At 64.4% G+C, this 12,508-nt stretch carries 14 protein-coding genes; 7 read left to right on the forward strand and 7 right to left on the reverse strand.

Annotated features, from left to right (window positions below; translation table 11 throughout):
* Positions 1 to 184: 184 nt before the first annotated feature.
* The 5 genes from JYK05_RS25200 to JYK05_RS25220 are packed head-to-tail and all read left to right on the forward strand — an operon-like array spanning position 185 to position 5,468.
* Positions 185 to 682, forward strand: coding sequence for a MarR family winged helix-turn-helix transcriptional regulator (locus tag JYK05_RS25200; protein ID WP_175945995.1), 498 nt, complete (start codon positions 185 to 187; stop codon positions 680 to 682).
* Positions 679 to 2,790 (forward strand): FUSC family protein, encoded by a 2,112-nt coding sequence (locus JYK05_RS25205; RefSeq protein WP_206470582.1) that lies wholly within the window; start codon positions 679 to 681, stop codon positions 2,788 to 2,790. The genes JYK05_RS25200 and JYK05_RS25205 overlap by 4 nt, the downstream gene beginning before the upstream one ends.
* 34 nt (positions 2,791 to 2,824) lie before the next feature.
* The gene (locus tag JYK05_RS25210) at positions 2,825 to 3,034 is read left to right on the forward strand and encodes a DUF1656 domain-containing protein (protein WP_206470583.1); all 210 of its coding nucleotides are present in this window, start codon (positions 2,825 to 2,827) and stop codon (positions 3,032 to 3,034) included.
* Positions 3,031 to 4,002: an HlyD family secretion protein gene (locus JYK05_RS25215; RefSeq protein ID WP_206470584.1), complete on the forward strand. Its 972-nt coding sequence runs from the start codon at positions 3,031 to 3,033 to the stop codon at positions 4,000 to 4,002. The genes JYK05_RS25210 and JYK05_RS25215 overlap by 4 nt, the downstream gene beginning before the upstream one ends.
* 14 nt (positions 4,003 to 4,016) lie before the next feature.
* Complete coding sequence (locus JYK05_RS25220) at positions 4,017 to 5,468, forward strand: efflux transporter outer membrane subunit (protein ID WP_206470585.1); 1,452 nt, start codon at positions 4,017 to 4,019, stop codon at positions 5,466 to 5,468.
* Positions 5,469 to 5,478: 10 nt separating this feature from the next.
* Here JYK05_RS25220 and JYK05_RS25225 read toward each other — a convergent pair whose 3' ends face one another.
* The 4 genes from JYK05_RS25225 to JYK05_RS25240 all read right to left on the reverse strand — a co-directional run bounded on the left by JYK05_RS25225 (position 5,479) and on the right by JYK05_RS25240 (position 8,524).
* Positions 5,479 to 6,657, reverse strand: a complete 1,179-nt coding sequence (locus JYK05_RS25225) for an L-dopachrome tautomerase-related protein (protein ID WP_206470586.1) — start codon at positions 6,655 to 6,657, stop codon at positions 5,479 to 5,481.
* A 134-nt stretch (positions 6,658 to 6,791) separates the two neighbouring features.
* The gene (locus JYK05_RS25230) at positions 6,792 to 7,022 is read right to left on the reverse strand and encodes a pentapeptide MXKDX repeat protein (RefSeq protein ID WP_206470919.1); all 231 of its coding nucleotides are present in this window, start codon (positions 7,020 to 7,022) and stop codon (positions 6,792 to 6,794) included.
* Between the two features lie 77 nt (positions 7,023 to 7,099).
* The gene (locus JYK05_RS25235) at positions 7,100 to 7,876 is read right to left on the reverse strand and encodes a molybdopterin-dependent oxidoreductase (protein WP_206470587.1); all 777 of its coding nucleotides are present in this window, start codon (positions 7,874 to 7,876) and stop codon (positions 7,100 to 7,102) included.
* Positions 7,877 to 7,894: 18 nt separating this feature from the next.
* Positions 7,895 to 8,524 carry a cytochrome b/b6 domain-containing protein gene (locus JYK05_RS25240; RefSeq protein ID WP_175945978.1) on the reverse strand — a complete coding sequence of 210 codons (630 nt, stop codon included), beginning with the start codon at positions 8,522 to 8,524 and terminating at the stop codon, positions 7,895 to 7,897.
* Between the two features lie 335 nt (positions 8,525 to 8,859).
* On the opposite strand from JYK05_RS25240, the gene JYK05_RS25245 reads away from it, so the two are divergent.
* Positions 8,860 to 9,429: a sigma-70 family RNA polymerase sigma factor gene (locus JYK05_RS25245; RefSeq protein ID WP_175946236.1), complete on the forward strand. Its 570-nt coding sequence runs from the start codon at positions 8,860 to 8,862 to the stop codon at positions 9,427 to 9,429.
* Complete coding sequence (locus JYK05_RS25250) at positions 9,416 to 10,057, forward strand: DUF1109 domain-containing protein (RefSeq protein WP_206470588.1); 642 nt, start codon at positions 9,416 to 9,418, stop codon at positions 10,055 to 10,057. The genes JYK05_RS25245 and JYK05_RS25250 overlap by 14 nt, the downstream gene beginning before the upstream one ends.
* A 2-nt stretch (positions 10,058 to 10,059) precedes the next feature.
* On the opposite strand, the gene JYK05_RS25255 is transcribed toward JYK05_RS25250, so the two are convergent.
* From JYK05_RS25255 to JYK05_RS25265, 3 genes are all read right to left on the reverse strand, one after another.
* Complete coding sequence (locus JYK05_RS25255) at positions 10,060 to 10,677, reverse strand: TetR/AcrR family transcriptional regulator (protein WP_206470589.1); 618 nt, start codon at positions 10,675 to 10,677, stop codon at positions 10,060 to 10,062.
* A gap of 15 nt (positions 10,678 to 10,692) precedes the next feature.
* Positions 10,693 to 11,397: a glutathione S-transferase family protein gene (locus JYK05_RS25260; RefSeq protein WP_206470590.1), complete on the reverse strand. Its 705-nt coding sequence runs from the start codon at positions 11,395 to 11,397 to the stop codon at positions 10,693 to 10,695.
* A gap of 74 nt (positions 11,398 to 11,471) precedes the next feature.
* Positions 11,472 to 12,329, reverse strand: coding sequence for an NmrA family NAD(P)-binding protein (locus JYK05_RS25265; protein ID WP_206470591.1), 858 nt, complete (start codon positions 12,327 to 12,329; stop codon positions 11,472 to 11,474).
* Between the last annotated feature and the right edge of the window lie 179 nt (positions 12,330 to 12,508).

Genomic DNA, 12,508 nt, shown 5'->3' on the forward strand with positions numbered 1-12,508 from the left:
CTTCTGGTACGGGAGCATACTGAATCTTTGGCCGAAGCGGCCGCGCGCCGTGGCGAGACCATCCGCCCTTTCCGCGTCCGCCACAATCGCGCGTGATTCGCCGCTCCCCTCTCAACGCAAGCAAGCGAAGAAACATAAATTGATAGCACGCTAACGAATAAAACAATCGCTATAATCCCGGCCCATGACTCCCATTGATCTTTTGCGCCGGTCAGTCAGTAGCACGCTCGTGCTGGCAGCGCGCCGCTGGCGGCGCACGAGCCACGGCGTGCTCGCGTCGTATGGCGTATCGGAGGCGTGCGCGGTGCCGTTGCTCACCGCGAACCGGCTTGGCGAAGCGGTGCGGCAGGTCACGCTCGCCGAGCACGTCGGCATCGAAGGACCGTCGCTCGTCAGATTGCTGGACCAGTTATGCGCGGCCGGCCTCGTGCGGCGCGACGAAGATCCCGAGGACAAGCGCGCCAAGACCATCACGTTGACGGACGAGGGCCGCGCCGTGACCGCGCGCATGGAAGAGCGTCTCGTCTCGCTGCGCGCCCGCTTGCTCGAGGACGTGAGCCGCGAAGATCTGGAAACCACGCTGCGCGTGCTCAATGCATTCACGGCTTCTCATGCGTCGCTCGATGCACAGGCAGTCACGGCGGCGCTCGCGAGCAACAAGAGCCGGGCCGACGCGCCATGAAGTTCGCATCCGCACGCGAGTGGCTCTTCTCGGCCAAGACCTTCGCCGCCGCGATGATCGCGCTATACATCGGCCTCGCGCTGGAATTGCCGCGTCCTTATTGGGCGATGGCCACGGTCTATATCGTCTCCAACCCGTTCGTCGGCGCGACGCGCTCCAAGGCGCTGTATCGCGCGCTCGGCACCGCAATCGGCGCGGCGGGCGCGGTAGTGATCGTGCCGCCCTTCGTGGAATCGCCGTTCCTATTCAGCGTGATCGTCGCGCTGTGGACAGGCACGCTGCTATTTCTCTCGATGTTCGACCGCACCGCGCGCAGCTACGTCTTCCTGCTCGCGGGCTACACGCTGCCGATGATCGCGCTGCCCGCCGTGACGAATCCACCGGCTGTCTTCGATCTCGCCATCTCGCGCACCGAAGAGATTCTGCTCGGCATCGTGGTGGCGAGCATCGTGGGCAGCGTGGTTTTTCCGAGCCGTCTCGCGCCCACGCTCGTCGAACGCACCGATGCCTGGTTTCGCGATGCCGCGTTCTATGCGAGCGAAACGCTCTCGGGCCGGCTCGCGGGTGCCGCGATATCCGCGTCGCGTCAGCGGCTCGCCGCGACCGTCAACGGCCTCGAAGTGCTGCTGAGTCAGCTCACGTACGATCACGCACGGCCCGATATTGTCCGGCGCGCGCGCGCATTGCAGGGCCGCATGCAGATATTTCTGCCGCTGATTTCGTCGCTGGCCGATCCGCTCGTCGAACTGGTCGACAAGCGCGGCACGCATCCGCCAGGACTCAAAGCGTTGCTCGCCGATGTAGGCAAGTGGATGTCGCTCCCCGCGCCGCAGATTCACGACGCCGCCGAGTCCGATCGCGAGCCGAACGCGTTGCGTGAACGCATCGCAGCGATGCGGCCATCGGCGCAGGCGCTCGCGAGCGAAGACGGCGCGTTGCTGTCTAGCGCGCTGTGGCGTCTTTCGCAGGTCATCGACGTATGGCAGGACATTCGCACGCTGCGCGCCGCGATGCTGCATGACGAACACGACTGGCGTCCGCGCTTTCGGCACTGGCGGCTCGGCGGCACCGAGCGCTTTTTCGATCGCGGCATGATGCTGTTTTCGACGGGCGTCGCGGTCAGCGCGATCATCGTCGCGTGCGCGTTGTGGATCGAATCGGGCTGGGCCGACGGCGCGGGCGCGGTCACGCTCGCCGCCGTCGCGTGCTGCTTCTTCGCGGCGCTCGACGAACCCGCGCCGCAAGTGTTCGTCTTCTTTCTGGCGACATGCATGAGCGTGGTGTTCGCGGGGCTCTACGTGTTCGCGGTGCTGCCGCACGTGCATGACTTTCCGATGCTCGTCGTCATCTTCGCGGGGCCGTTCCTCGTCGTCGGCACGTTGATTCCGCAGCCGCGCTTCACGCTCATCACCATGCTCGTCGCGGTGAATACGGCCACGTTCATCAGCATTCAGAGCGCGTACGAAGCGGACTTCTTCGTCTTTCTCAACAGCAATCTCGCGGGCGTCGCCGGGCTTCTGTTCGCGTTCGTGTGGACGCGGGTGACGCGGCCCTTCGGCTCGGAACTCGCGGTCGCGCGGCTCACGCGCTCGGCATGGCGCGATATCGTCGCGTGTTCTTCCACGGCGACGCTCGACGATCAGCGCAATCTCTACTCGCGCATGCTCGACCGCCTGATGCAAGTGCTGCCGCGCCAGGCCTCGACGGATTCGCACCGGCATCCGTCCATCGAGAGCTTTCGCGATTTTCGCGTCGCGCTGAATTCGCTCGATCTACGGCGCGCGCATCGCAAGCTCGCCTCCGACATTCAGGCGTCGATCGACGAGGTGCTCGCAGGCGTGCGCGATTACTTCGGGCATTGCATCGAGCGGCGCGAACGTCAACCCGTGCCGTCGACGCTCGTGCGCTCGATCGACCGCGCCGTCGCGCAGGTCGCGGCGCACACCATCGCGGAAGCGGAAAAGCACGGGCAAGCGGCATTGCCGGGGGAACGATTGTTGCGCGACACGCTGCATGCGCTCATCGGCGTGCGCTTGTCGCTGCATCCGCCCGCAACCGACACGCAGCCAGCCGCGCGTGGCGACGCGCCACGGGAAGAACCCGCCTGATGCTCACTCCATTCACATCACCGGACTCGCTCGCATGATCGGCGAAATCGACATTCTCGGCGTCTTCGTGCCGGCCGTTCTCGTGCTGATGTTCATCGCGTATCTGCTGAACCTCGTCATCCGCACCGTGCTCACGCGCGTGGGCTTTTATCGCTTCGTGTGGCATCGCTCCGTCTTCGATCTCGGCATCTATGTACTGTTGCTGGGGCTTGTCGTTATCGTTTCGCATCGGCTCATCACGTGAAAAAAACCTGGTTCTCCGTCGGGCAGATCCTGCTCACGCTCATCGTCGTCGCCATTGCAGCCGTCGTGTTGTGGAAGCTGGTGGATTACTACATGTTCGCGCCGTGGACGCGCGACGGCCACGTGCGCGCCGACGTCATCCAGGTCGCGCCCGACGTGTCCGGCCTCATCACCGATGTAAAGGTCGTGGATAACCAGCAGGTGAAGCGCGGCGACGTGCTCTTCGTCATCGATCAGGCGCGCTATACGCTCGCGCTGCGCAATGCCGAAGCTGCTGCGCAACAGCGCCGCGCCACGCTCGATCAGGCGCGGCGCGAGGACGCGCGCAACCGCTCGCTCGGCAACCTCGTGGCGCGCGAAGTGGTCGAGGAAACGCATTCGCGCGTGGAGCAGGCGACGGCCGCGCTCGCCGATGCCGAAGTCGCCATCGACACCGCGCGCCTCAACTTGCAACGCACGCAAATCCTGAGTCCGGTAGACGGCTATCTCAACGATCGCGCCCCGCGCATCGGCGAGTTCGTCTCGGCGGGACGCGCGGTGCTGTCCGTCGTCGATATGCACTCTTTCCGCGTCGATGGTTACTTCGAAGAGACGAAGCTGCACGGCATCGATATCGGGCAACCGGTCGATATCAAGGTCATGGGCGAGCCGAACCTGTTGCGCGGACATGTGCAGAGCATCGTCGCGGCGATCGAGGATCGCGACCGTCAGCAGAGCTCGAGCCTGCTGCCGAACGTGAACCCCGCCTTCAGTTGGGTGCGGCTCGCGCAGCGCATTCCGGTGCGCGTGACGCTCGATGAAATTCCTGCCGACTTCCGCATGATCGCGGGGCGCACGGCCACCGTCTCGGTGCGCGGCGTCGGTCCCACCATCGGATCGCGCGCTGCGTCCGGCAACATGCCTGCGTCCGCGACGGCGCCCGCATCGCCGGTCGCCGCGCATGTGCCGGCTTCGGGTGCATCGCAATGAAACGCACTGCACGCATGAGAAGCCCGCGCCTCGGTCTGACGCTGCTCGCGTCGATGCTCGTGCTCGGCGGCTGCATCACGGTCGGCCCGGACTACAAGCTGCCTGAAGGCGCGGCGGTCAATGCGCCGTACGCGAACGCGCCCATCGACGGCGCGGATCAGGCGCCGGTCACGCAAGGCACCGCGCCTTCGAAATGGTGGCGTCTCTACGACGATCCCGCGCTCGACGAGCTCGTGAACGAAGCGTTGGTTTCGAACGCGGACATCCGCGTCGCTGCCGCGAACCTCGCGCGTTCGCGTGCCGAAGTGGAATTTGCGAACCGGCAAGGCGGCTTTTCGAGCCGCAGTTCCGTCGCATTCCAGCGGGCGCAGGAATCGGCGGAACAGTACTTGTTGACAGAGAAGCTGCCGGTCGTGAACGAAGGCGCGCTGGAACTGAGCGTGTCATATGAATTCGATCTCTTCGGCAAGCTGAAGCGCGGCGTGGAAGCTGCCCGCGCCGACGACGAAGCCGTCGAAGCCGCAGTCGATCTCGCGCGCATCACCGTGGTGGCCGACGTCGTGCGCGCGTATGTCGAATCGTGTTCGGCGGCGGAAGAGCTGCGCATCGCGCAGAAGTCGTTAGCACTCCAGAGGGAGCGCGTGCGGCTCACGCAGCGCCTGCGCGAAGCGGGCCGCAGCAATCAATCCGAAGTCACGCGCGGTCAGACGCAATCCGAGACGCTCGCGGCCGACATTCCGCGCTTCGTCGCGCGCCGCCGCGTGGCGCAGTATCGGCTGGCGATGCTGCTCGCGCGCGCGCCGTCCGCGTTGCCACCCGCCGCGCTCGCGTGCAACAAGCTGCCGAAGCTGCGCGAGCCGATTCCTGTCGGCGACGGCGCGTCGCTCCTGAAGCGCCGTCCCGATGTGCGGCAAGCCGAGCGGCAACTGGCGGCATCGACCGCGCGCATCGGCGTGGCGACTGCGGCGCTGTATCCATCGGTGAGCTTCGGCGCGTCGGTCGGTTCCGTGGGCGTGGCCGAAGACTTGCTCGGCGCGACGACGAATCGCTGGGCGTTCGGGCCGCTCATCAACTGGAGCTTTCCGATCAACGGGCAACGCGCTCGCGTGGTGCAGGCCGAAGCGGCATCCGGCGGCGCGCTCGCGCACTTCGACGGCGTGGTGCTCAATGCGCTGCGCGAAACGCAAAGCAGTCTCGCGACGTATGCGTCCGATGCGACGCGTGCCGACAATCTGCGCACCGCGTACCGGTCGGCGGTGGAATCGGCCGATGAAACGCATCGGCTATATACGGCCGGGCGCGAGTCGTTCGTCGCCGATCTCGATGCCACGCGCACGCTGACGAGCGTCGCCGCGCAAGTGGCGGCGGCCGAGAGCCAGGTCGCGCAGGATCAGGTGAATCTGTTTCTCGCGCTCGGCGGCGGCTGGGAACGCGACGAAGACGTGGCGAACGCGCAGCGCAAGTAGTCGCCCGAGATTAACCGGCGAGCCCATCCGCCGGCTGCTTCGGCAAGCGCGCTCGAAAGATCGCGAGCTTGCCCTCGCGAGGATAGCCATTCGAGAAGTTCAACTCGTGCAGATGCGAGTCCGCGATATACAGGTATCCGTTCGCAATAGCGAAGCCATCGGCCCACGAAAGTTGCGGATGCTTGCCGACGAAGGTCTTCTGCGCGAGCGCCGGCTTGCCGTCACGCTCCACGACATCGAACGCAACGACGGTGCGGTTTTCCAGATCGCCGCCGTACAGCACGCCTGCGCCGCTCATGATGAGTCCGCCCGTTTCCGCGCCATCGCCGAGAAACTGCACGCGCTCTGAGAGTTCTTGCGCGGATAGCGACGCATCGACGAGCGCGGCCGTCGGCACGCGCCAGTAGTGATGGTCGGTCAACGGCCGGTAATACAGCCACTCGCGATCCGGCGACAGCGCGATGCCATCGGTTTGCAGCACGAGCACGCCGCCATCCAGCTTGCGCGCAATGCGATCGCCGAACATCAAATGCTGATTAGGATCGGCGACGCTCGACCGGTCGCCCGCCAGCACGAGCCGCGATTCGCCGCTATCAAGATTCGTCACGACGACACCGCCCTGATTGCCCGCATTGCTGATGAACGCGTAGTTATGCTTATGATCGATGCGGATATCGTTCAACGAGTCTTTCGGCGTGACGATCTTGCCGTACTCGAACCGGCGCACGATCTTGCGCGTCGCGAGATCGAACTCGATCAGCTTCGGCGGCTGACGTGTCTGGTCGACGGACGCGAGCGATGAATCAAGCGCCCACAAGTGGTCGCGCTCATCGACCCACAACGCCTGCACCGAGATCCATTGATTCGAGCCGTCGTCGTCGGGCTTATAGACGTTCCAGCTTTCGTCGGGAAAGGGCGTCAGCGCGCCGGTCTTCGTATCAACCTCGACCATGCTGTAGCGCGACCGTTTGACCGATGCCGGCGCCGTGGCGAACACGCGCCCCTGCCGCGAGACGCCGATGCCGACGAGCCTGAAGTCATCGTCGAACGTGGCCACGGTTTCGAGGCGCGGTTCGCGTTCGGCCGCTTCGCTCGCGGGCAGACCGACGCTCAGGACACCGGCCAGGCCCGCTCCCAAAGATGCAAGAACGTGCCGCCGCATGCGCTGCCGGGAATCGTTGTGACTCATTGCGCGTCCCTCGCCTCGCCGCTCCTCGCTTATGGTTTGTAAGCGATTAAAAAACGGCGGTTCACTGATGCTAGGTACGCGGCAAACGCCTGTCAAGCTGGCGTGCTCGTCGCAGGCCAGCTTCGATGCCCGGCTTACTGCGACATTGCGCCGGACGCGGGATGGTCTTTGCTCATCGCATCGTGCTTCTTCATCTTGTCCTTGCTCATCGAGTCTTTCTTCATGCTGTCGTGCGACATAGCGTCCTTGCTCATCGAATCGTGCGACATCGCATCGTTGGACATCGCGCCGCTGGCCTGCGCATAAGCTGCCGATGCACCGATTGCCAATGCCGCCGCGAACACTGCCGTCATCACTCGTTTCATTTCACTTCTCCTTGTTGGACCTGCTGACCTGCGTTGAAAACCTGCTCCGGCCGGGCCGGATTCGAAAAGCACGGCGGTCATGAACCGCCGAACCAGTTGTAGCCCTGGTCGACCCAATAGCCGCCGGGATACGTGTTAGTGACCAAGATTTCGACGATGTGCTTCGGGTTCTTGTAACCGAGCTTCGTCGGCATGCGCAGCTTCATCGGATAGCCGTATTTCGCGGGCAAACGCTCGCCGTCATACTCGAACGTGAGCAGCGTCTGCGGATGAAGGGCCGTGGGCATGTCGATGCTTTCGTAATAGTCGTCGGCGCAGCGAAAGCCGACGTACTTCGCAGTCGAGTCCGCGCCGACGCGCCGCAAGAATTCGCGGAACGGCGTGCCGCCCCAGCGCCCTATCGCGCTCCAGCCTTCCACGCAGATATGCCGCGTGATCTGCTCGGCGTGGGGCAACGCGTAGAGTTCCGGCAGCGTCCAGACGCGCTGGCCCGTCACGAGACCGCTCACCTTCAGCCGGTAGTCCGCGCCATTCACATGAGGCACGTCGTCGATGCCGTAGTACGCATTGAACGGAAAAGGCCGTGTGATCTGCGCCTCGCTGTAAGTGGGCGCGAGGCGAGTCGGGTCGAACAGCAACGCCTGCACGCGATCGTTCAGGCGTGAGACGGCGCCGAGAAACGTGTTGACGGAGTCTTCGTCGGTGATGGAACAGCCGGTCAACAGCGACAGCCCGCCGAGCGTGAGCATCCGCTTGCCGAAGAGGCGCCGCGACGGCATGGCGAGTTCGCGCGTCGCATCGGCGAGCACGGATGCGCGGTCGAGCGTGGCGATCTTTCTACTTTGAGTCTTCATGGCGTGGGTTTCCTTCGATCAACGACCGCGCAGCATGGTGAGTAGCGAACGCGGCACGAGCGCGACCATCACGACGTGCACGGCCACGAATGCGGCCATGACCGCCATCGCACAGAAGTGAACGACGCGCGCGTTGTCGTAGCCGCCCATCAGTTCACGCAGCAACGGAAACTGCACGGACTTCCAGATGGCAAGACCGGACAGCACCAGCACGATGAGATCCAGCACGACCACGAGGTACGCGAGCTTCTGCACCGCGTTGTACTCGCGCGGATTGTCGTGCGAGAGCTTGCCGCGCAGCGCCGCAACGAGGTCATGCACGACCGCGCGGGGCGATAACGGAAAGAACTTCGAGAAGAAGCGTCCGCTCGCGACATTCAGCGCGAGATACACGAGTCCGTTGAAGACGAGCAGCCACATCGCGGCGAAGTGCCACTGGAGCGCGCCGCCGAGCCAGCCGCCGAGCGTGATGGAAGGCGGAATGACGATGCGCGCGAAGACCGGCGATGCGTCGTAGATGCGCCAGCCCGAGAACATCATGATGAGCGCTGCCACGGCGTTGAGCCAGTGCGTGATGCGCAGCCACAGCGGATGAACCGGATGCTTGCGTTGCAGGCTCTCGGGCGGGGCGTCGAGTGTCGTGTCCATGATCGTGGCCGATAAGGGTGATGTACTCGTGAATTCGCTCGCCGCGTCGGCCCGGTTACAGGCCGCATCCAAAATTTTTTCGATGCGGGTTGCCGCTGCGCTGTAACCGCGCGCGCTTCGCAAGCGAACTAACGTACGCAAGCAACCACCCCCCAACGACGCATGCAATGAAAACGATTGGCGCAAAGGCAGCCGGCATTGCCGCTCGCCGTGGCTTCGGCTATTCTGAAACGCTCGATCTAAAACGCGATCGGGCTTACGCCGCGCTTGCTGTTTGCATCGCGCCGCGTTCGCTCGCATCGTCCTTCCGTCGCCTTGCCTTCACGGGACTCGCCTTGCATGACGCGGAACATCGCCTGAAGACACTCCTTAGCTCCGGCCTCGAAGGCGACCAGAACGCCTATCGCGGTTTTCTGCAGACGCTGACGCGGCATCTGCGCGGCTATTTGCGCAAGCGCATTCCGCAGCATCGCGATGACGTGGAAGACCTCGTGCAGGAGATCTTGCTGGCGGTGCACAATGCACGTCACACCTATCGCATGGAAGAACCGCTTACTGCATGGATTCATGCCATCGCGCGCTACAAGCTGATGGACTTCTTTCGCGCGCGATCGCGTCACGAGTCGCTCAACGATCCCCTCGACGATCACGACGATCTCTTTGCGGTCACCGACGACGAACCCACTCAAGCGCGTCACGACCTCGGCAAGCTCCTGGAGCAACTGCCGGACAAGCAGCGGCTGCCGATCGTGCACGTCAAGCTGGAAGGGTTGTCGGTCGCGCAGACCGCGCAACTCACGGGGCTCTCGGAATCCGCCGTGAAAGTGGGCGTGCATCGCGGACTCAAGGCGCTCGCCGCGCGCATTCGCGGCTTCAGAAGCGAGGAATCCGATGCGAACCGATGATCTGATCGATCTGCTCGCAGCCGGCGATGTGCGCGTCGATCGCATGGCCGTCGGCCGCCGTTTCGCGCAGGCGCTGCCGCTCGGTTTCATCGGCTCGGTGCTGTTGATGCTCGTCGTCTACGGACTGCGCCGCGATCTGGCGAGCGTCGCGCAGACATCGCTCTTCTGGGCCAAGATCGCGTTTCCGCTATGCGTCACGGTCGGCGCGCTGATTGGCGTGATGCGGTTGGGTCGCCCGGGCGCGCGCGGCGGTGTCGCGTGGCCGATTATCGTGCTGCCGTTTATCGCCGTGTGGCTGGCGGGCGCGCTCGTGCTCGGTCAGGCGACGCCCGCTGAACGCTTGCCGCTCATGCTCGGGCAGTCGTGGCGCACGTGTCCGTTCAATATCGTGCTGCTCTCGGTGCCGACGTTTCCCGCCGCGCTGCTGGCCGCGAGAAGTCTCGCGCCCACTGATTTGCGCATGACGGGCGCGGTGGCCGGCCTGCTGTCGAGCGGGCTCGCGACCATCGCCTATTGCCTGCATTGTCCGGAGATGAGCCCCGCGTTCTGGAGCGTCTGGTATGCCATCGGCATGCTGTTGCCGGCCGGCATCGGCGCATGGCTCGGGCCGCGCGTGCTGCGCTGGTAGCGCTAGCTTGCGCGGCGGACGCTCGCGCGGCGCCTGGTTGCGCCCAGCATGGCGAGCACCGGGCGCGCGGCGCCTTCGAGCAACTCGCGCCGCGGGTTGACCCGCGCCAGCACGCGCAAGCCCATGAGCGAAGCGAGCAAAGCCTTGGCGATATCGTCGGCCGATAAGGTTGCCGCGATGGTCCCGTCGTCCTGCCCCGCGCGCACGCAGCGCATGAAGAAGCCTTCGATCTCCTTCAGCACCGCGCTCAACGCGCGATGAATCTGACGGTCGTGCGGCGCGAGTTCGAGCGCCGAATTGACGACAAGACAGCCCTTGCGATGCGGATCGCGCACCGACAGTTCGATGATCTCGTCGAAGAACGCGAGAATCGCATCGCGCGGCGGCAGATGATGCTCGAAGCGCCGCACGCGGTCGCGAAAGCCGTGCTCCACATAGCGTTTCAGCGCGCGTTCAAAGAGCGCGCGCTTGTCGCCGAAAGCGTTGTAGAGACTGGCCGCCGTCAGGCCCATCGTTGCCGCGAGATCGCGCACGGAAGTCGCTTCATATCCGCGCGACCAGAATTGCGCGGTGGCCGCATCGAGCGCGGCTTCCTCGTCGAATTCACGCGGACGCGGCATGATCGAACCTCTCCTTCAAGCCGTCTTCGGATAATTCGACGGGAACAACGCGCGGCGCGTCTCTTCGTCGTTGACCGTCTTGAACGCGTGCTGCTTATTCAATGCGCGAGCGCGCGCGACGGCAGGGCGCGCGTCGATGGCGGCGAACCAGCGCTGCAACTCGGGATACGCGGCAAGCGGCGCTTCGGTCGTCTTGAACACACGCGATGCTCGGTCGATCCAGCCCCACGCGGACATATCGGCAATGGTGAAGCTATCGCCGACGATGTACTCCCGACCTGCGAGGCGATCGTTCAGCACCTGATAGTGCCGGTCCGCTTCACGCCGATAGCGGTTCACCGCATAGTCGAGCCCTTCGGGCGCCGCATGCTGGAAATGCACGGCTTGGCCGGAGAACGGCCCGAGACCCGTGGCGATGAACATGAGCCACGACAAAAGCTGCGGCCGGTCTTCCGGCGCGCCGAGGAACTGGCCGGTCTTCTCCGCGAGATAGAGAAGGATGGCGGTCGAATCGAACACGACGGCTTCCTTGCCGCCCGGGCCTTCCGTATCGACGATGGCGGGCACCTTGCCGTTCGGGTTGATCGCGCGAAATGCGGGCGTATGCTGCTCGCCTTTGCTGGTGTCTACTGGCTTCAGTTCATAAGGCACGCCCGCTTCTTCGAGAAACAGCGCGACTTTTGCGGGGTTGGGCGTGGGATGGAAGTAGAAGTGGATCATGCGAGCGCGCTCCGGTTTGGCAGGCGATCATTTTAGATCGCTCGCTCCAAAACGCGCAACGACGCCTGCTTCTCTCACGCGCAGAGCTTGCGCACGATAGACTCGATATCGACTTCTCCCTTCACGATGTCTTCGCTATGTCCTTCGAAGTCGATCCATCCTTCATTGAAGCCGTCGAGCATGCGGATGCGCGGCATCGGATTCTTCATGCACTGCTGCTCGAACATGTCGCGCCAACTCTCGCGCGGCACGGCTTGCGCGGTGACCGGCTTGCCGAGCACGGCTGAGAACGCCGCAGCGATATCGCGCGGGCTGACGCGTTGCGGGCCTTCGAGTTCGACGACCCGCGTGCCGTGCGAGTCGTCCATAAGCAACCGCGCGGCGGTTCTGCCGACGTCTTCGGTGGCGACCATCGGAATCGCGCGATCCAGCGGTTGCAGGAACGAATGAACGACACCTTCTTCGCGGGCCGATTGCACGTCCCATGCGCTGTTCTCCATGAACCAGCCGGGGCGCAGAAAGGTCACGGGTATCGGCTGCGCGATGAGCGCGTCTTGCAGCAACGTGTGCTGCGTGAGCAGATTCGTTTCTTTTGCCTGCGCGCCGATGGTGGACAGGCACACGATCTTGCGCGGCTTTGCACGCTGCACCGCAGAGACGACGGCTTCGATGACTTCGCGCGTTTCCGGAAAGCCGGGCAACGGATCGAACTGCGGCGGCAGCAGAATGAACACGCCGTGCGCGCCTTCGAACGCCTGCGCCAGCGCGTTCGCATCGGTCATGCGCGCGTTCGCGACCTCGCAGCCACGCGCCGCCCACGGCTCACCCTTCTTTGCATCGCGCACGACCGCGCGAACGCTTTGTCCCGCTTGCAGCAGCGCATCGGCGAGCGCGCCGCCCACTTGTCCGCTGATACCCGTGATGGCGTACATGTTTGCTTCCTCCTTGCGAATCGGTTGATGTCTTGCTTCGACGACTCGCATGGTAGGCGGCGGCCCGCGCGGGTGAAATGCCGTGCGCGTCATTACATTGATAACGCGGCAGCACGAATGAAAAAGCCCCGCTCGCAAAAGGGCCGCAAAACAAGGCCGCGAACGGGGCTCCGACACTT

Source organism: Caballeronia sp. M1242, from assembly GCF_017220215.1.
Taxonomy (GTDB): Bacteria; Pseudomonadota; Gammaproteobacteria; order Burkholderiales; family Burkholderiaceae; genus Caballeronia.

What these genes read in the sequence shown, in the direction of transcription:
- JYK05_RS25210 (WP_206470583.1), top strand. Translation starts at nt 2,825, where the DNA reads ATGATCGGCGAAATCGACATTCTCGGCGTCTTCGTGCCGGCCGTTCTC.
- JYK05_RS25255 (WP_206470589.1), bottom strand. Translation starts at nt 10,677, where the DNA reads ATGCCGCGTCCGCGTGAATTCGACGAGGAAGCCGCGCTCGATGCGGCC.
- JYK05_RS25220 (WP_206470585.1), top strand. Translation starts at nt 4,017, where the DNA reads ATGAGAAGCCCGCGCCTCGGTCTGACGCTGCTCGCGTCGATGCTCGTG.
- JYK05_RS25250 (WP_206470588.1), top strand. Translation starts at nt 9,416, where the DNA reads ATGCGAACCGATGATCTGATCGATCTGCTCGCAGCCGGCGATGTGCGC.
- JYK05_RS25265 (WP_206470591.1), bottom strand. Translation starts at nt 12,329, where the DNA reads ATGTACGCCATCACGGGTATCAGCGGACAAGTGGGCGGCGCGCTCGCC.
- JYK05_RS25200 (WP_175945995.1), top strand. Translation starts at nt 185, where the DNA reads ATGACTCCCATTGATCTTTTGCGCCGGTCAGTCAGTAGCACGCTCGTG.
- JYK05_RS25205 (WP_206470582.1), top strand. Translation starts at nt 679, where the DNA reads ATGAAGTTCGCATCCGCACGCGAGTGGCTCTTCTCGGCCAAGACCTTC.
- JYK05_RS25225 (WP_206470586.1), bottom strand. Translation starts at nt 6,657, where the DNA reads ATGAGTCACAACGATTCCCGGCAGCGCATGCGGCGGCACGTTCTTGCA.
- JYK05_RS25230 (WP_206470919.1), bottom strand. Translation starts at nt 7,022, where the DNA reads ATGAAACGAGTGATGACGGCAGTGTTCGCGGCGGCATTGGCAATCGGT.
- JYK05_RS25235 (WP_206470587.1), bottom strand. Translation starts at nt 7,876, where the DNA reads ATGAAGACTCAAAGTAGAAAGATCGCCACGCTCGACCGCGCATCCGTG.
- JYK05_RS25260 (WP_206470590.1), bottom strand. Translation starts at nt 11,397, where the DNA reads ATGATCCACTTCTACTTCCATCCCACGCCCAACCCCGCAAAAGTCGCG.
- JYK05_RS25240 (WP_175945978.1), bottom strand. Translation starts at nt 8,524, where the DNA reads ATGGACACGACACTCGACGCCCCGCCCGAGAGCCTGCAACGCAAGCAT.